The organism is Collinsella sp. CLA-AA-H302 (assembly GCF_040093305.1).
In the GTDB taxonomy this organism is placed as follows: Bacteria; Actinomycetota; Coriobacteriia; order Coriobacteriales; family Coriobacteriaceae; genus Collinsella.
The window spans coordinates 134,933-152,480 of the sequence record NZ_JBBNJW010000001.1 but is presented as its reverse complement, the minus strand read 5'-3'; the positions used below and the strand labels follow the sequence as shown (position 1 = coordinate 152,480).

The window sequence follows — 17,548 nt, the reverse complement described above, 5'->3', positions numbered from 1 at the left end:
ATAGGAAGATGACAAAAAGGAAAAAAGTCCTTTTCTTTACGGATCGTATTTTTTGGCCTGCCAACGATGGGCATAAGGTTGTTTTGACAAATTATTGTAAGGGGCTCGTTTCAGAGTACGATTGCGATGTCCATGTCCTCTCATTCTTGGAAGCAGGCCAAGACGAGCAGTCGGTTTTGTCGCGCCCCGATTTTATTTCAAGCGTTGCGCTTGCCAATAAACCTGACAAGAAAACGATCGTGAAAAATCTCACAACGGCTCTTGCAAAGGGTGTTTGCGGGGGGCCTATTCAGTGTACCCTATTCAAGTCCAAAGCAGTAGCTAAACAACTTAGGGACCTTACGGTTAAGCTGAAGCCCTCTCACGTTTTCATTGATTTACCTCGACTTTCTCCATATATTGATGCCATTTCGGATCTACCTTGTAAAAAAGTGCTGTACATGGAGGATTCGTTTTCCGTACGTTACCAACGGCAACTTAATAGTCTGAATACACTTAATAAAACTGGCGGTGTTGCTGGCAAGTACACTGCCAACTTTAAGGGCGGGGTGGCGAAACTTGCGTCTAATTCCACGCTTCAGAAGTTTGTTCTTGGAACTGAATCTGCTCGCATGCGCAGGCTGGAACATGATGCTCCCAAACAATTTGATTACGTTGTTCTCGTCTCTCCAGTTGAGGCGGAGCGACTGACTGCTGAAACAGGTAATAGCAATATCATTGCAGTTCCTTTGGGCGTAGATTGCCCGTTCTACACGTCCGGCCCAGAGCCTTCTCCCCGACCTGGTGTTGTTTCGTTCCTTGGTGATATGCGCTCGGCTGCGAATGCGGATTCCCTTCGTTATATCGCAGATGAGGTGCTTCCGCTTATAGGGCCTGATGTGATGCTTGAGGTTGTCGGAACTGCCAGCGAAGACCTTATTGACGAGTTTAAGAGTAACAATCAGATCAAGTTTTTAGGTAGGGTTGAAGATACTCGTGCTGCCCTTCGATCTACAAGTGTCTTCTTGGCACCCATTACGTACGGAACCGGAATCAAGACAAAGATCCTTGAAGCAATGGCAATTGGCGTGCCCATAGTAACGAACGCGATTGGTAATGAAGGAATTGGCCTTATTGATTGCGTTGATGCATTTGTTGCCGATGGCGCTACGGGACAAGCCGCTGCGGTACGAAGGCTTCTTGATGATAAGGACCTTGCTATACGTTTGGCCTCATCTGCTCGTCGGAAGGCGATTGAAATATTCGACTGGCAAAAGTCTCTTGCAAACTTCAGCTACTTGGGGTTTGAGAGTTCTGAAGATGCGAAGGGGGATGCAAATGTCGCTTAAGCTATTGATTGATGATGGGATGCAGATTTCCCTTGGGACTGGAATCGGGAAATACAGCCAGTATCTCTATGAGGCGCTTTCGAGGCGTGATGATATCGACGTCGATCTAATCTCGTGGAAGCCTGCGAGTTCCAGTCGCAAGTCAAATAGATTTGACTACCTTAAATACGTTAATTCCGGCGAGTTTTATCGGCTTGCCGGAAAGTATGATGCCGTCTTATTTACAAATTATGCCATACCGTATAGAAGGCTTCCCTGCAAGGTCGTTTGCTGCATTCCAGATATGGTCTCGTTCCTTCATCCTGATACTCTTCCCACGGCGTATCGTTATTACAATCGAGCGATGATACGCAATAGCGTGAAGAAATCCGATCTTGTTCTTACGATTTCCGAATCGGTAAAGAAGGAGATAGCTGATTTCTTTCCGGGCTACTCATCAAAGATTGCCTACACTTGGCTTGGTCTCTATGAAGGCATCCATAAAGATTTTTGTCCTGACCCCTATGAAAATGCAACTCTATCTTTGCTTACACCTCAGAAGTTCTTTCTGTTCGTAAGTACGATTGAAAAGCGGAAAAACGTCGGCCTTGTTCTCGATGCGTTCCTTAAGCTCAAAGAACATGAGCTTGCGAAAGACTACAAAATGGTTTTTGCTGGACGTCTCGGTTACGGCGGTGAAGAATTCATCGCCAAGGCGCGTGAGTCAAAATATGGCAACGATATCCTCTTCACCGGATACGTAAGTGATTCAGATTTGAATAGGCTTTATAACGAAGCTGCGGCTTTTGTGTTCCCGACTGTCTATGAGGGATTTGGATTTGCCCAGATTGAGTGTATGAGTGTCGGGCTTCCTATTATCTTGAGTGATATCCCGATCAATCGCGAGATCTCCAGAGATTATGGGCTGTTCTTTGATTTAAAAGATGAGGATTCGTTAATCAGGCGCATGATCGATGTCGTCAATGGCGACGTTGATCGAAATAGGCTCTCTGAGATTGCAGAAAGATATTTGCCTGACTTTAACTGGGATGCGATTGCCGAACAGTATATGAATCTTATTAACATTGATTCAGTTAGGTAGGTACTTTATGCCTGTTTACTGCGGGGCATTTGCTCTATCTATTTTTTTGTCTATGCTTTTTTGTCGTAATAGAAGATCTAGCAGCAACAATCTTCTTTTATGGCTACCCGTACTCCCTATATTACTTGTATCTGTGTTTCGCTATGGCATTGGTACGGACTACCTCTGGGTCTATGACTATGGTTATCAGTCAGTGCTTCATGGGCGCTCATGGAATTATTCTAGATTCGAACCTGGCTATCTTGCAATCAATTTTCTCGTGGGCTTCTTTCACGGAAGTTCTTTCTGGGTTTTTGCAATCATGGCTTTGATTTTTCATTTTTTTATGTATAAGTTTATTCTTGAATGGACTAATAACGTTGCATTTTCGTTATTATTGCTTTTTTTAAGTCAGGTATGGCTCTTTTCGTTGAGTGGCATTCGACAAGCCGCTGCTCTTGCGATTGTTGCTTTTGCGATTCGTTTTGCTGCAAGTAGAGAACCAGCACGTTACTTTGTATTAATTTCACTTGCGGCCAGCTTGCATTTCACTGCGCTTGTTTATTTTCCACTATATTTCTTATTTAGAAGAAAGTATTCGCAAGTAACCGTTCTCTTTCTTTCCGTAATTTTATTTGCACTTGGGTTTGTGGCGCCCTCTTTTCTTAAGACCGTTGCGAACGTATTCGGTCGCGGTGATTATTTCGCTAGCAGCTACTTTAAGAATCGTATTTATTACGTTGAATTTTTTGTTACGCTTCTCGTTGCATCGATAACTCTCTTTCTTCAGTGTAAGAGTCCTGATTTTGATTCAAGATATCGTGTTTTGATAAACGCCGCAATTTTTGCTCTTTTTTCAGCATCTTGTTCAGCTGCAATTCCCAATGCAGAGCGTTTTGATTTGTATTTCACCGTTGCTTATATCGTTTTAATTCCAATCCTGTGTATGTATTGCAAAACACAGTTGCTATCGCTGGGTCTTGCAGTCTTTTTGTCACTTATTCTTGGATCGCGCCTGGTTTATGACACTTATTTTAGCGGTGATAGTAATGGAGTCGCTGAGTATAGGTGTATTTTGATTGAAGATGGTGGTCGTCACTTATGAGGCTTCTTATCGCTAATGAGCTATATGAATGCGGTGGTGCCGAAAATGTCTTTAGGGATGAAGTCCAGCTTTGTTTGAATGCTGGTTTTGATGTAAGAACAATTACATTTGACCCTAATTTCATTAAGTCTGAATTCCCAGATCATCATAACTATCCCATTGACGGGGGGAGCGCTTGGAAACTGCGTATTCGCCTGTTTGGCGATAGCGCGCTTAGGAGTGATCTTCTACAACTCATTGAGGATTTTCAGCCTGAGGTTATCCATGTGCATAACGCGGTTAACAGTATGCTTTCTATTTGCAGTGCTATTAGTGCATATCGTGCTAGGCATCCATCAGTTACTAGCCTGCAGACTTTGCATGACTATGGTGTGGTCTGTCCAAGGTCGTGGTGCATTCACGATGATGGATCAGTATGCTCGGGTTATTGCGCTGAGAATTGTTTCGGCGATAAATGCTGTCTTAACTTTCAAGATAAGCTAAAGCGATTGTTAATGAATAGGATAAACTCTGCTCGACGCCATGCATTCGATAGGCTGGTGTCGCCCAGTGAGTTCTTGGTTACGACCTGTGCTGCGAACAACATCGCTGCGGATTGCGTGCGTAATCCCTTTAAAGCGCCACAGGTGTCGTGCTCGTCGTTTAGTGAACGCGATGATGTCATTGTTTATGTTGGCGCCGTTTCAGAACGAAAAGGCTGTACGAATCTTATCAAAGCATGGAAATCCTCTGACTTAGCTCGGGCAGGATGGCGCCTTCGAATTATTGGATCTGTTGAGAGGGATTACGAGGATACATTTACCTCTCTACTGGAGGATGCGAACGGAATCAACGTTCTTGGCAAACTATCTCGTGAGGAAACTTTGGAGGAAATTGTCAAGGCAAAGTATCTTATTGCCCCTTCCCTCTGGATCGAGAACTATCCGACCACTGTTCTTGAGGCTCTTGCCTGCGGTACTGTTTGCTTGGGTTCTAATCGAGGAGGCATACCAGAGCTGATTGGAAAGGACGGGATTTTATTCAACCCCTTGTCCGTGCCAGCTATCACGAAAGTGCTAAACGAGTGTCTCATTATTAATCGGGTGATATGGGAATCCTGGTCCAAGAGCGGAGTTAAGCGCGTCAGACGAGAAAACGATCCTCAGGTTTACCTGGGCTCTTTATTTGGGACTGAATTCAAAGATGGAGAATAATGGTTAACGAGCATCGAAAAACCTTCTTGAAAAATTCCGCAGCGCAGTATGCCCTGCAACTTGCAAAGTACATCCTTCCTTTTGTAACTTTGCCCTATTTGACCAGAGTTCTCGGTGTTGAGGGATATGCTGTACGTGCCTATGTTTTGGCTGTGATGTCTTTTGCCCAGTTGCTTCTTGAGTTTGGCTTTAACCTTCACGGCGCTAAACTCGTTGCTGGATTTAAAGATGATTTGAAGCGCGTTGAGAAGACAATTGGCAGCATTCTGGCTTCAAAGCTAGTGCTTCAGATCATCGGTCTCCCAATCATCTTCGGTATGTGTGTCGCAATTCCACTTATGGGCGAAAACATCCCGTTTACTTTTCTATGCTATCTGAGCATCTGTTTTTCTGTTCTCATGCCGGATTTTATTTTTATGGCATATGAAAAACTTGGTATTTTGACTTCACGCTATGTCATTTCAAAGCTTCTTGCGACTGTACTCACGTTTGCTCTCGTTAAGGGCCCAAATGACCTTTGGCTTGTCGGTTTGCTTGATGTCATTTCCGCATTTGTTGCGCTTGCCCTATCTTTTGTCTCACTTTCACGTGATTTCGGACTGGTCATCGGAATGCCAAGCCTGCAGTCTATTTGGGCTTCCATTAAAGGATCTGCTCTTTATTTCTTGTCAAATGTTTCAGGGACCATTATGTCTTCTGCGACGACAATCGCTGTGGGGCTTTGGATTTCCGATTCTGCGGTAGTTTCATATTGGAGCCTTGGTATGACTGTTGCAAATGCCGTAAACGCGCTCTATACGCCTCTGACCAACGCTCTTTACCCACATATGATTAATGAATATGACCAAAAGCTCGCGAGAAGGATGTTGATGCTGGCGACCCCAGTCGCACTGTTTATTGCTGCAGTGGTCTTCTTCCTTTCTGACCAGATCATGCTTCTTCTGGGAGGCGTTGATTATGTGGCGGGCTCATACGTTATTGCTTGTCTTGCCCCTCTATTCTTCTTTGGTTTTCCTGTCATTCTTCTTGGTTGGCCTCTGCTTGGTGCAGCAGGCTATGTTGAAGAGATGACTCGAACTTCATTGACTGCAACCGTATTGCTTCTTCTTGGTCTCGGGGCTCTTTATATAATTGGAGCCTTCAGCATTGTCGCGGTTGCAACGCTTCGTTGTTTCTGTGAGTTTGTTTTACTTGCATTTAGGGCCATTTATGTCTGTAAATACAATCTGCTTGGAAGCGATCCCATTAAAAGGGGGTCTAAATGAATATTTTAATTAGACTTAGAAATCTAAAGAATTCACTCCAGACAAAGATTCGAATTGCTATTTGGAGTCTTGAGTATCCTGGGCGAGTTGAGTTCGGGGACTGTGTTTCCTCACGTGACGTTATGAGGCTGAGGCTGGGCCCCGAAGGTTCGTTGGTTGTTGGTGACGGCACTTTTTTTAATAACGGTTGTTCTCTCAACTGTATGAAGAGGATAGAGATTGGCAGAAACTGTTTATTTGGCGAAAACGTGACTGTCTACGATCACAATCACCGTTTTTCTAGTTTTTCTCGGCTGGCAGAACAGGGATACAAAAGTGCTTCTATCAAAATTGGGGATAACTGCTGGCTGGGCACCAACGTTGTTGTGCTCAAGGGAGTGACGATTGGAGATGGCTGCGTTGTGGGGGCAAATGTTGTCGTTGCAAGCGATATTCCCCCTGACAGTATCGTGACGCAGAGTCGTGATCTGAACATTGCTCCGATAATCCGTACAAATTGAAGGGACGCGTATTGTGCCTAAAATTGATGTTATTACATTGCATGCTGTAAAAAACTACGGTTCAGTACTTCAGACATTTGCTACTCAGGAAAAGCTGAGGCAGCTTGGGTGTGAGGTCGAAGTCATCGATTATTGGCGAGCCGACAATCTTGATGAGAATCTATTGTCGCTACATGCTAACAATCATTCTTTCCCACTGAATATTATTGCGCGGCCGATACTGTATCCGTCGGTCAAAAGATGGGAAACAGTGTTCAACGGCTTTCTTGACCGTCGTATCAGTCTGACACGTAAGAGATATCTTTCAAATGATGAGCTACTTGAGGATCTTCCTGTTGCGGATGCTTATTGCACCGGTAGCGATCAGACTTGGAATTCTACGCTCAATGGGGGTATTCTGCCAGCTTACTATCTTGACTTCGTTCCGAACGATAAGCCTAAGTTTTCTTATGCGGCAAGCATCGGGAATACGAGCGTTGATGATAGTGAAGCGAGTTATTTAGCTGACAAGCTCAGTCGCTATGACATGATTTCCGTTCGCGAGCAGAGCGCCGTTGACTTGCTCGCGAGCCTTGGGATTAAAGCGCAGCGCGTTCTCGATCCAACACTTGCAATGGGGAAAGAATTCTGGTCCGATTTCGCCGATGAAAAACTTGTCGGTGAAGAAGGCTACGTACTTCTTTATCGCTTGCATCCTGACCGTGTGATCGACGGCTTTGCTTCTGAATTTGCGAGGAGCCGTGGACTTAAGTTGAGGCGCGTTTGCCTTCGCTATGATCAGGTACGCGAGGGCGGTTCCCCTGTTTTTATTCCAGAAGTCGAGGAGCTTGTCGGTCTTATTAAGGGTGCCAGCATGGTCATTACTGACTCTTTTCATGTGACTGCATTCTCTACGATGTTGGAACGTAACTTTGCGGTTTATTGCAGAGGCAATTTTAATACTCGAATTGACAATCTTTTGGGTATATGCGGCCTTCGAGATAGGTGGCTTTCTGTGGAATCGAGAGACCGTCTGCTTTTAGAAGACGTTGTTTATGATGGCGTAGCGGAAAAGCTGGCTGCCGCGAGATGTGATACTGACAAGTTTCTTAAGAAGGCCGTTTCATTGACGGGGGTTGGTGGCCGATGAATACCCGTTCCGAATCCTCCTCGTTCGCTTCATTGCTTAATGCGCCATTACGAGTTATCGCGCTTCGTAATACTGATGACGCGAGTATTGCCTCTTCCGCCTCTGGCGGCGCTTTTGTCGTTCTTGCGCATGCAATGCTCAACAGGGGGGGAGTTGTGTTTGGTGCGGCTCTTCTTGAATCTGGTATGGTTGAGCACGTCTGTGCAAAGAACGTTTCAGAATTGCGAGCTTTGCAGGGTTCGAAATACGTTCGCAGCGATGTAGCGGATACCTATGGAGAATGCTATGACTACCTGAGCAGGGGCGTGGATGTCCTGTATTCCGGGACGCCCTGTCAGATTGCGGCGCTGAGGTCCTATTTGAAAAAAAGAAATGTGGCCAATCTGCCGGGCTCCCTTGTCTGTGTCGACTTGATCTGTCACGGCACCCCTGGACAAGAGATTTTCAAAGCGTACATCAGCTGGCTTTCAGCAATTGAGCGGACGGATGACGGCATCCACGGCTATGAGTTTAGAAATAAGCTAATGGGATGGGGGCTCTACTACTACTACTACTACTACCGATCCGGTAAACGACATGAGAAGCTTGGGCAGGCAAGCGATGACCCCTACTACTCTGCGTTTGCAAAGGGCATTATATATCGTAAATGTTGCTATAGTTGCCCCTTTGCTCGAATAGAGCGTGCCGGAGACTTTACAGTCGGTGACTTTTGGGGAATAGAGGATTGCCACCCGGATTTCTACGATGAGCGCGGAGTCTCAGCAGTGCTTATTAATTCGATAGAGGCGAATGAGTTTTTCAATGATTATTGCATTGATAAATGTGAATGGATTGATTCAACTGTTGAGAATGTGATTGCACGGAATGGCAATCTGGCTGGACCGACCAAGCGAACTGAAGAGCAAGAACAACTTGCCAAAGAAGTAGAGAAAGCAGTTGCCGATGGAGATTACGATAAGGCATTTGGGGTGCTTCTTAAGCCGCGGTTGAGTGTTACGGCGAGGATTCGTCGTCTTCTTCCGTGGAAGGCCGTACGCTTTCTATACACGCTAAGGCGATAATATGAATACGGTCACTTTGAGATGGCTGGATATCCTGTGAGTATTTCATCGTTTGCGCGCTGCTGAATAACACGAAACGATACCGTTAATTTGACGCTTAGGCACTGAGACCGCCATGGACTCGGTGCCTTTTGCTGACGGCAGGATTGTGGTGTTGCCGTATGATTGCCTTGCCAGTATCGACCTCGTCTGCAATCCTGTCTATGGCCGAATCCGTATAACCTTCGCCATCAAGCCTCGGGTACTACTCCTTTATGGGGTGCGCGTTGAATACGGTCTGGGCCGTGTCGTGTCTGCGCCCATTGTCTCAGCTGGCTTCGGCCTGAACTTTGTGCTAGGCCTTCCGATCAACGAAATATCTGTCTCTTTGGCCTCCTATGCGGTTGTTAGTGACTTCAGCACAAGGCTGTCCTTCACCTCCGTGAAATCGCAGCAGTACGATGCGTGACGATGATGACGGTACGGCCGAGATTTCGCATGCGATCCAGCATTTCTCGCTCGGTCTTGGGGTCGAGGGCCGCTGTACATTTATCGAGCAGAAGCACGGGGGAGCCGGAGTAGACCGCACGCGCAACGGCAAGGCGTTGCTCCGGGTCTCTGTATCAGTTGTCGCTGGTGTCGTCCCAGGTTAGGTCCATCTGGCACCATTTGCCGTCGATCTTTACGGCGTTCCAGGTGTGGCCGTTGCCGGTGATGCGGCCGTTGGCGATGCCCGCGGCGTCAAGGAGCTTGGAGTAGATGCGCTGGTAGCTCTCGCAGGTGCCCTGGTGGCGCGTGAGGCCGCTTTCGGCCGAGCACCAGTTGAGGCTGTGGTCGTACTCCAGCTGGTCGAGCGTCCAGTCGTGGAGCCACAGCGCCATGTCGTATTTCGAGCCGTTTGTCTGTTGCCTGCACAGGTTTACGGCACCGTTGACGATCTGCGTGACGCTCGGGCGGGCGGCGTCGTTTACGGTCACCTCCGCCGTGGTGCGCAGGTAGTAGATCCCCTTGTCGTTTTGGGGGTCGTTTCTGTCGTTGTCCATAAAGTAGAAGTGGATTCGGTACGTTCCCGATGCCGTGAAGTCAAAGGTGAAGTCGTGGCCCGCGGTGCCCAGGCTGTGGTAGCTGGCCCATGCCGGGCGCGACGGGTCGCAGACGCTTTCCTGACTGCCGCCGTCCCAATAGGTGGGCACGTCCATGCGCGCCTTGGCCTGGGACGAGCCGTTGGCCTGGGTTACGTGGAAGGTCGTCGCGGTGCCCGCGGGGGCGTCGTTCCACGAGACGGTGAAGGTGACGCCGTTTTGGGTTGCCGTGGCGGAGTGGGCGTAGGTGGTTTGTGACGTGGTGGAGATGGCCTCGGGCGTGGGGGTGGCTTGGGCGAGGAGGGATGGGGTGGGTGTGTCGGTTGCGGCGGTGGTGCCGGGCGTGGCGGGGGTGCCGGGCGTGGCGGCGGTGCCGTTTGCGCTTTCCGTGTTGGCTGCGCTGGTGCCGGTGGGTGTTGCGGTGCCGTCCTCTTCGGTATCTGCTGCCGCGCTTGTGTTGGCGCCGTCTTCAGCCTTGCCTGTGTCGCTGCTCGCGGCGTCGGCTTGCGCCTGCTGCTCGGCTGTTGCCCGAGGCCGGATGGCTTCCGCAATGGCTGCCATGGGCATCGTCGCGCTGACCATGGACGTGCACGCAATCGCGCAGAGCAGGTAGTAAAGGGGTCGTTTCATAGCGGAGCCTCTCGGTGAGCAGCCAATAGGGTCCGAAGGCAGCTCCAGGCCAGCACTCCGCACATATTTTGTTGGGGTTAATTTTACGGGAACCCCACTCAACATCAGCAAACTTTCTGGGGAATGTTGGGGAGGGTGAGGTAGCGGGCTTGTTTTAGTCCCCGACGGCGCTCTGACCCGAGCTGGGTTGACTACACGCGATGCGGCAGCTTCAACATGAGGCCGTCTTCCGCTTCTTCGAGGCTCGGCACCGAGACCTTCCAGGAATAGTCCGCGAGGCTGCAGCCTAAGTCTAGTTCCGCATGGTCGTATTTTTCAATTTTGCAGCCAGGGTGATTCTCGTCTGGTAAAAGACGACATTCGACCGGTCGCGACCCGATGATTCGATACTCCTTCTGATATGCGTACTTGGGCGTTTTGATAACGAGATTGTGCGGGATGCCCTCAAAGATCTCGCGAATCAGTTTTGGCCCGGGGACGCCGTAGGAGATGGGACCGTGGGCGTAGACGCTTCCGTCGTCGGCAATGTGTCTGTCGGCGAGGCGTGCGAAGCTGTCGTACTGCACAATACCGATCCACCCGTCCGCGCACCCGAACTCCTGGATCATGCGCATCGGGATTTTCACGGTGTTGTCGACGATATCGTTCTCGCGGACCGTGTACATGCAGTAGATGGGCAGGCAAGTATATCTGAATAGACATGCCCCAGGGGCCATGGACGCCTCGAGTGGATCGCCCTGTTCGCCAGGCAGGCCATGGTAGTAGCCGGCCGCGTTCATGTAGAGGCGACCGCTTATCAGGTCGTCGATGTATGCTTCCTTGGGCGCGAACTTGAGTAGGTATGCGATGGCGCCGTTGGGCATGGCATGTCCTTTCTTGAGCGGTTCTGTCCCGGGCTAACTCGTTCGTCCGGGCACCGTCCGGGCACCTTGAGACCAAGATAACGACGTCCCCCAAAACCTTCTCTCGCAAATTGATTTATTCGGTCCCGCTCCCGCACGGCCGGTCGGCTTCTGCGTCCATCACGACGTCCACGACCTGTTCGGCGAGGCGCCTGAGCAGCTCTCGCATGTCGATGGCGCCATCATCGAAACGGGGCATGTAGAGCATGTCCGGCGTCGGGTCTGACAAGATTTCTGCAGCGGTCTTCGTTCTTTCCCAGAATCTGTTGTTGTGGTGATTTCAGACTCTAGGACGAGGACCGTTATTCGTTAAACGGGCGCTAGGGCGTCATCCTTACGCCAACGTTTCCGACGGACCCTCTTTTCGTTCTGCGATGTAGTCCGCGAACCATTTGCGCGCGTTGTTCTTGAGGATACGGATATTATCTTCGTTTGCGGTGTTGATCTCCTGAAGCGCTCGTTCGGCGATAACGTTCTGATCTTCAAGAGACTCGTCGACGCTTGAACGGTATTTTTTAGCGACCGATGCTATATACCTGCTTACGAAGGTCTTTTTCTCCTTATCGCTCAGGGCCGCGAAATCTACTTTGAGATTGAGCCTCGAGAGCAGTTCCGGTGGGAACTTTTCCTGCACCTCGGTTCTCGGTGTGTTCGAGGTGAATACTATGGTATAGCCGTTAAGGTCGTGTTCCTCGCCCTGGGAATCCGTGAACTTGCCGTTCTCGAGCAGGTCTAGGAAGAAGCTCCAGACTGCGGAATCTCCCTTTTCGAACTCGTCGATGAGAATGACGCCCGACTTGCTGCGCTCTATCTTCATTGTTAGCTCGCCCTCTTCGCTGCCCATGTAGCCACGCGGGCTGCCGATGAGTGAATTGAGCGAGTCCTTGCTGCTGTAGTTGCCAAAGTTGATTTTTGCCAGCGATTCCCCCGGCGCGAGCAGGCTACTGAGGATCCTTGCAGTCTCGGTTTTGCCCACGCCTGAGGGGCCGATCAGGAATAGGGAGAGAATCGGCTGTTCTCCGATGCTGTTAAACAGCCTGAAAATTTCGACCTGTTTGCGGAAATCATCTTTGAAATTATCCTGCCCGATGAGGTCGTGTACGAACTGGTCGAGTAGCTCTTTTGTCTCTGAGTCGTCTAGGTCTATCAGGCGTTTTGGTTTCTTTTCAGTTGGCATGGTTTGATCCTCGATAGCCCCCTTGATGTTGCAGGGTTTTGAGGCGTCGAATAATGTGCGCGTCTCGTAGGCATATCTGCTCGCTACCGCTTCGTCGGCGATGAACACTGTAGTGTCTGGCATTCGATAGAGAAGGGTTTCTAATGCTGCACCGAGATCCCTGTTGCTGCTCGAGGGGTCGAGTAAGGGCAAGAGTGACGAAACATCGAGCGCCTTGTTGCGTTTTTCTGCTTGTTGCGCATTATCTGCCGCGCGAGCAAGCGATAACACCGAGATAAAATCGTAACCTTCGCTTTCGAGCAGGTTTCTGAGACGGGCGAACTGGTCCTTTCTGTATGTGATTAAGTTCAGCATGGCTTATTCATTCTTTTTATTGACTGCTTGGATGACGGCGATGACGTCGATGTAGGTTGCTTCGGTCTCCTTTTCTTGTACTATCGGATTATCTACTTGATCGTCAGTTCGCTCTTTGGTTGAGCCGTCAATGAAGCCGTCGTCCTCCGGTTCAGCCGTCTTTCCTTTTGTTTGAAAATATTCGTACGAGCTGCGAAGGTCCGATGGGCAAACTTTCCCCTTGCAGATCCCGATGATTCCGACCTTACCGATGAGAAGGTCGTCGACTGAGTAGCCGCTCTCGAAGAGATCCGCTCCATCGATGGGGATCTTCAAGATAATGTTGTTGCTCTCCTCGTCGCCAATTCTCCCGATAAGCTTGAACGACGCGCCCGACTTGATGAAGGACTGAAATAGGTGCCCCACATCGAGGCCGCCAGCCTCAGGGATTTGAATGCCGTCGAACGTTCCCGACATGACCGTTATGAGGGTGCGAACTTCGTCCTCGTCGAGTAGTGAGAGGCTCACATTATTGATGTAGACGAGGTCGCCCTCTTTACTCTTATTTTCGTCAAAACCGAGGCAGTTTCCTTTGATCTCAGCAAGCATTCGGCTCTTGGTGTTGATGTATTCGAGCGTGTCTATCAGCTTTGTTCGCTTCTCGTGTCCTAAGTTTACGTCTGCATCCCCGGATAATTTTGAAAAGAGCGGGACCTTCCCTTCTCCTTTTGCATGGATTTCCGCATTACCGGATGTTGCCTTCTCTTTTTCGTTTGAGCGCTCTTTCCAAATCGTATTGTTTAGCAACATGCGCATTTCATAAACTTTAGAATGGTTCATGTAATACGCCGTGAAGAGGTCCGTGGCCTCGGTTTCATTTGACATGTCGTTCCAATCTATTTGATTCGTACATTTGTTCTATCTATTGTATTCTAAGTTATAGTATCGCGTGAGCGTGTGCCAAGCTGAAGCCAAAATTTGGTTGCGAAGTATCAAAAGATCCTATTGATAGGGTAGACCGTTGGCGAGATACAGACGTCCTTTTGTTAACACGTGGCATACTGGGGCAGTGTCCTGCTCATCTTTGAAAACCTACTAGCTTCAGAGGTGTTTCGGCACATATTTCAGCGATAGACTTCTATTGTCAACACTTATCTGTTCCTAGCTGCTTTGGAGGTTGCTTATGGATCCGGCGTCCATGTTTGATGGTCTGGGCTCATCGGTTATAGCGGCTATTGCCGGCGCTCTCGTGACTGCTCTAGTTAGTGTTCCCGTCAGCTACAAGGTTGGGCAGAGATCCGTCAAGCAGTCTCAGAAGGCCGGTAAAGGCTCAAAGCAGATTCAGGTTGGTGTCGTAAATGAGCGCAACGACAAATAAGCAAATCCAAAAGGCTGGCGATAATGCAAACCAGATTCAAACGCAGACGTTTGTGCAGAACATCGGGATATCTGAAGAGCGGGTTTATGACATCGTAAGCGCTGCGTGCGACAGGGCTATTGAGTCTTGCCTTATGGAGTCAAGGCTTGCAGTCGAACAGAGGTTGAATAGTTTTAAAGATGAGCTGTATGCCATTGTCGGGAATCAATTACAGCTTTTCGAATCGCTTCGCGAGCCGTCGTGTGCGGCGACGTTAGGTGCAGCAGCAAATGCCGCTGCAAGGACTAACTCTGCGGATGACCATCAGATGCTGGCTGAGCTATTAGTCAAACGCTTTGAGTCGCCATCGGATCGCCACGTTGCCACTGGGGTGAGTAAGGCAATCGAGATTGTCGAGTTTCTTACTGATGAGGAGCTTGCGGGGTTAACGGTGTTTTTTGCCGTAAATAGGTACACCCCATCTTCCGGTGTTATTGGCGATGGTATCAAGACCTTAGCCGGGATATACGAGAGTCTTCCCTTGAACCTTCTACCCGCTGGTACGGATTGGATAGACGATTTAGATATCCTTGATGCAATTAGATACTCATCGATCACATCGCTTACGCCGTTTCTTGACCTTCAGTTTGACATGTTGAAGGGATATACCGTTTGCGGAGTTGGGGTGGATTCCGCTGAAGAGGCAGAGGTACTAGAAAAGCTTGAAGAGGCGGGATTGCCAACGGATTTGCTTGTCGATCATGAGTTGAATCCTGGGTATAGGCGATTGTCTCTCAGGTATATTGATCGCTTCGACAACCTGTTATATAGGCATGATTGTGATGCCTCCATACCGGGCATTCCACTGAGCAATGCGCAGATTGAAGCATTACGATTCATTTGCCAATTAAGCCAAGATGACTCCTGCGTCGCCTTCATTAAGGAAAACCTCAAGAAGGAAATGTTTAAGCTTCCTGTGCTGGTTAAAGTGCATGACTGGTGGAATTCCATTCCACTGGTTCCGAGGCTCACGCCTGCTGGCGAATGCCTCGCCAGCGCTAACGCCAGAAGGTTGAACTCCAGCTTGCCCGAATAGTAGGGTGGGACGCAGGCTATTTCATGCCGTTGGCTTAATGATTCAGCTGGATTTAGGGAGCAAGCGATGGGTGATTTAGTAAGCAACGAAGTTAAGGCAAATGACTGGTGAATGGATTTCTTTCACTGTTGACCCCGGTGACGAGCTGAAGCTGTACTCATTGCAGCGCCTTGCTTTGTATCAGGAACAATGGTAAGGGAAATTGCTGCTTGATTTCGGTTGGGCAAAATTCTTAAAACTTGGAATCGAGCTTGCTGAGGTTGTTGGAGCTTCGGTTGATGAGAGGGTTTTAAGAATCATGAAAGAGAGCATTTCTGCAGATGTGATTTGGTAGGCAGCGGGCCCAGATATAGATAAAGACATCCCATTGGTACACTTTTGTGTGTCTTTCAAATCAGAAAATATTAAAACTTGATTAGTGGTTTGTCGGAGGGTATAATACTCGCTCACTATTTCTAACAGGAAAGGTGAGGCATCGTTATGAAGGCTATACAGTGCGCTGCATTTCTAGTTAGCCATGCATGTGAGAATAACAAACTCATCAGTAACCTTCAGCTCCAGAAGATGCTCTTTTTCGCTCAAGTCGACTATATGCAAAAGCATGCTTGGAACAAACTATTCGATGATGAAATCCATGCTTGGCAGTACGGTCCAGTCATTCCGTATGTTTACAATGCCTATTCTCGATATGGTGGTAGCCCCATCCTAAGACCGGAGTTTTCACTAGATGAGACCCCGTTCGATATCGAATCATTTAAACATGATCATGAGCAGCACTCCATTGATATGAGAGCCTCGCTTGAATCCGTCTACGCAGAGTGGGTTGATAGGCCCGCCTGGGCTCTTGTTGCCGAGTCACATGAAAAAGGCAAGGCATGGGACCGCGTCTATAACCGTGATGAGAAGGAGGCTTCTGGTTACGGCGATGTGATTACGGACGAGATCATTAAGGAAACCTATGGCTGCTGAGGCTCCTTACGGCTCTAAAGCTTGGCGTGATCAGAAGGCAGCGGCGCAACGGAGGCTTGATGAGTGTCTACGCGTCATGGCTGATCATGAGTTTGAGAATCAGAACGAGATAGTCTCTTGCGCTGGAGTTTTGGCTAAAGTTTACGCGGACAAAGAATTTCGCCATCGATATTCGAGCATTGTTGAAGTAATCGAAAGCTTTAATCATCCTGAGACCAGTGAGAGCGAGGCACGCGAGCGAATAGCTCAGTTTAATTCCGAAATTCAGCAGGAGCAGGTTAGGGCATCTGTTCTTGCTGCCAATCTAAGAGTGTTCATTGTCTACGATCATGATGGTGCATCTGCAATTGAAAATGATGACGACATCTTGATTCTTCAACGAGACAGAAGACTCGAGAAGTTGTACGACCATGTTAATCTTGAGGCAAGGCGCTCTGGAGCAAACAGTGGCAGGATGAAGATGCTCGTCGACGAGGTCGGACGAGCTAATAAGAGCCTTGTGCAATCTAATGAGGAGCTTGCCAAGACAGAGGATGCACTCAAATCAGCTAAAAATGCACTTAAGTCAGCAAAAAAGGCTGCAATTAAAGCAGAGAATAAAGCCAAAAGGATGCAGACGGAGCTAATCGGTATTCTGGGCATCTTTTCTGCCATTACGCTTGCATTTAATGCTGGTGTATCGTTTACCACGTCTTCAATCGGTGCGACCACTTCCAATACAAGCATCTTTCAGATTGCTTTTATTGTCTCGGTTGTGGGATTCTTCCTGTTCAATACACTGTATGCTGCCTTTTCGTTTATCTACCGTCTCGTCCAAGGGCCCTCTGGCGACGGCAAGCAATTTTGCCAGATGAAAGTTATTGTCATTTGTGAAGCGGCTTCAATTGTTCTTATGGCATTGTTTGGAGTACTTTCTTATTTGAGCTGCTGCACTCCGGCTGCAAACTAAATAACAAGGTGGGCTATTGCTCGTTTTAATATACCTAATTGCGGTGGAAACCTTCGGGTAACACCTGAAGAGGGCTGATGCGTCAGCCCTCTCATTTTGGCGATTTCTGCTCCTTCAGCTTGATACGCCGTGCTTTCGTTTATGTTGCTATGTGCATGGCGAGAGCAAAAAAGGCGTCGCACGATGAACTCAACGGTGAGAACATTTCCGACATGGTCAGGTCTGGAAATGAGCAAGAAGGTTTCCGAGGCGAGGGCTCGCTCGACGAGGAGCTCGAATAAGATGGTCACCTTGATGGCGGTCAGAATCATCTCGGAGAAGTCTTTAAAGCTAAAACCTTGAAGTAGCTAATTGAAACTGCTACCGCGTTGGATAGGGCAGAGTCGGCTCGACTTGACGCCATGAATAAGGTCGGTGCTGAGCAGATTTCCTG

General features: G+C 48.6%; 16 protein-coding genes. 11 read left to right on the top strand and 5 right to left on the bottom strand.

Features of this window, described 5'->3' with window-relative positions:
- Positions 1-8 precede the first annotated feature (8 nt).
- From AAAV21_RS00655 to AAAV21_RS00620, 8 genes are read left to right on the top strand one after another with little or no spacing between them, the layout of a single operon-like run.
- Positions 9-1,328, top strand: coding sequence for a glycosyltransferase family 4 protein (locus AAAV21_RS00655; protein WP_349106676.1), 1,320 nt, complete (start codon positions 9-11; stop codon positions 1,326-1,328).
- A complete protein-coding gene (locus tag AAAV21_RS00650) occupies positions 1,318-2,409 on the top strand; it encodes a glycosyltransferase family 1 protein (protein WP_349106674.1) in 1,092 nt (363 codons plus the stop codon). The genes AAAV21_RS00655 and AAAV21_RS00650 overlap by 11 nt, the downstream gene beginning before the upstream one ends.
- 7 nt (positions 2,410-2,416) lie before the next feature.
- Complete coding sequence (locus AAAV21_RS00645) at positions 2,417-3,493, top strand: EpsG family protein (protein ID WP_349106672.1); 1,077 nt, start codon at positions 2,417-2,419, stop codon at positions 3,491-3,493.
- Positions 3,490-4,686, top strand: a complete 1,197-nt coding sequence (locus AAAV21_RS00640) for a glycosyltransferase (RefSeq protein ID WP_349106669.1) — start codon at positions 3,490-3,492, stop codon at positions 4,684-4,686. The genes AAAV21_RS00645 and AAAV21_RS00640 overlap by 4 nt, the downstream gene beginning before the upstream one ends.
- Positions 4,686-5,951: an oligosaccharide flippase family protein gene (locus AAAV21_RS00635; protein WP_349106666.1), complete on the top strand. Its 1,266-nt coding sequence runs from the start codon at positions 4,686-4,688 to the stop codon at positions 5,949-5,951. Before AAAV21_RS00640 ends, AAAV21_RS00635 begins: the two co-directional genes overlap by 1 nt.
- Entirely contained in the window at positions 5,948-6,451 is a 504-nt protein-coding gene (locus AAAV21_RS00630) for an acyltransferase (protein WP_349106664.1), read from the top strand. The genes AAAV21_RS00635 and AAAV21_RS00630 overlap by 4 nt, the downstream gene beginning before the upstream one ends.
- Before the next feature lie 13 nt (positions 6,452-6,464).
- Positions 6,465-7,580 carry a polysaccharide pyruvyl transferase family protein gene (locus tag AAAV21_RS00625; protein WP_349106661.1) on the top strand — a complete coding sequence of 372 codons (1,116 nt, stop codon included), beginning with the start codon at positions 6,465-6,467 and terminating at the stop codon, positions 7,578-7,580.
- The gene (locus AAAV21_RS00620; protein ID WP_349106659.1) at positions 7,577-8,641 is read left to right on the top strand and encodes a Coenzyme F420 hydrogenase/dehydrogenase, beta subunit C-terminal domain; all 1,065 of its coding nucleotides are present in this window, start codon (positions 7,577-7,579) and stop codon (positions 8,639-8,641) included. Before AAAV21_RS00625 ends, AAAV21_RS00620 begins: the two co-directional genes overlap by 4 nt.
- A 602-nt stretch (positions 8,642-9,243) precedes the next feature.
- Here AAAV21_RS00620 and AAAV21_RS00615 read toward each other — a convergent pair.
- From AAAV21_RS00615 to AAAV21_RS00600, 4 genes are all read right to left on the bottom strand, one after another.
- The gene (locus AAAV21_RS00615; RefSeq protein ID WP_349106657.1) at positions 9,244-10,332 is read right to left on the bottom strand and encodes a transglutaminase domain-containing protein; all 1,089 of its coding nucleotides are present in this window, start codon (positions 10,330-10,332) and stop codon (positions 9,244-9,246) included.
- A 191-nt stretch (positions 10,333-10,523) separates the two neighbouring features.
- Positions 10,524-11,195 (bottom strand): hypothetical protein, encoded by a 672-nt coding sequence (locus AAAV21_RS00610; RefSeq protein ID WP_349106655.1) that lies wholly within the window; start codon positions 11,193-11,195, stop codon positions 10,524-10,526.
- 373 nt (positions 11,196-11,568) lie between these two features.
- Positions 11,569-12,765: an AAA family ATPase gene (locus tag AAAV21_RS00605; RefSeq protein ID WP_349106652.1), complete on the bottom strand. Its 1,197-nt coding sequence runs from the start codon at positions 12,763-12,765 to the stop codon at positions 11,569-11,571.
- Positions 12,766-12,768: 3 nt separating this feature from the next.
- Positions 12,769-13,629: a hypothetical protein gene (locus AAAV21_RS00600; protein ID WP_349106650.1), complete on the bottom strand. Its 861-nt coding sequence runs from the start codon at positions 13,627-13,629 to the stop codon at positions 12,769-12,771.
- Between the two features lie 473 nt (positions 13,630-14,102).
- On the opposite strand from AAAV21_RS00600, the gene AAAV21_RS00595 reads away from it, so the two are divergent.
- The 3 genes from AAAV21_RS00595 (at position 14,103) to AAAV21_RS00585 (ending at position 17,115) form a co-directional block, all read left to right on the top strand.
- Positions 14,103-15,197 carry an LPO_1073/Vpar_1526 family protein gene (locus AAAV21_RS00595; protein WP_349106649.1) on the top strand — a complete coding sequence of 365 codons (1,095 nt, stop codon included), beginning with the start codon at positions 14,103-14,105 and terminating at the stop codon, positions 15,195-15,197.
- 480 nt (positions 15,198-15,677) lie between these two features.
- On the top strand, positions 15,678-16,166 hold the full coding sequence (locus AAAV21_RS00590; RefSeq protein ID WP_349106646.1) for a type II toxin-antitoxin system antitoxin SocA domain-containing protein: 489 nt from the start codon (positions 15,678-15,680) through the stop codon (positions 16,164-16,166).
- A complete protein-coding gene (locus tag AAAV21_RS00585; protein ID WP_349106644.1) occupies positions 16,156-17,115 on the top strand; it encodes a hypothetical protein in 960 nt (319 codons plus the stop codon). The genes AAAV21_RS00590 and AAAV21_RS00585 overlap by 11 nt, the downstream gene beginning before the upstream one ends.
- Here the strand turns inward: AAAV21_RS00585 and AAAV21_RS00580 are convergent.
- Positions 17,112-17,426, bottom strand: a complete 315-nt coding sequence (locus AAAV21_RS00580; protein ID WP_349106642.1) for a hypothetical protein — start codon at positions 17,424-17,426, stop codon at positions 17,112-17,114. The genes AAAV21_RS00585 and AAAV21_RS00580 overlap by 4 nt on opposite strands.
- Positions 17,427-17,548: the final 122 nt, after the last annotated feature.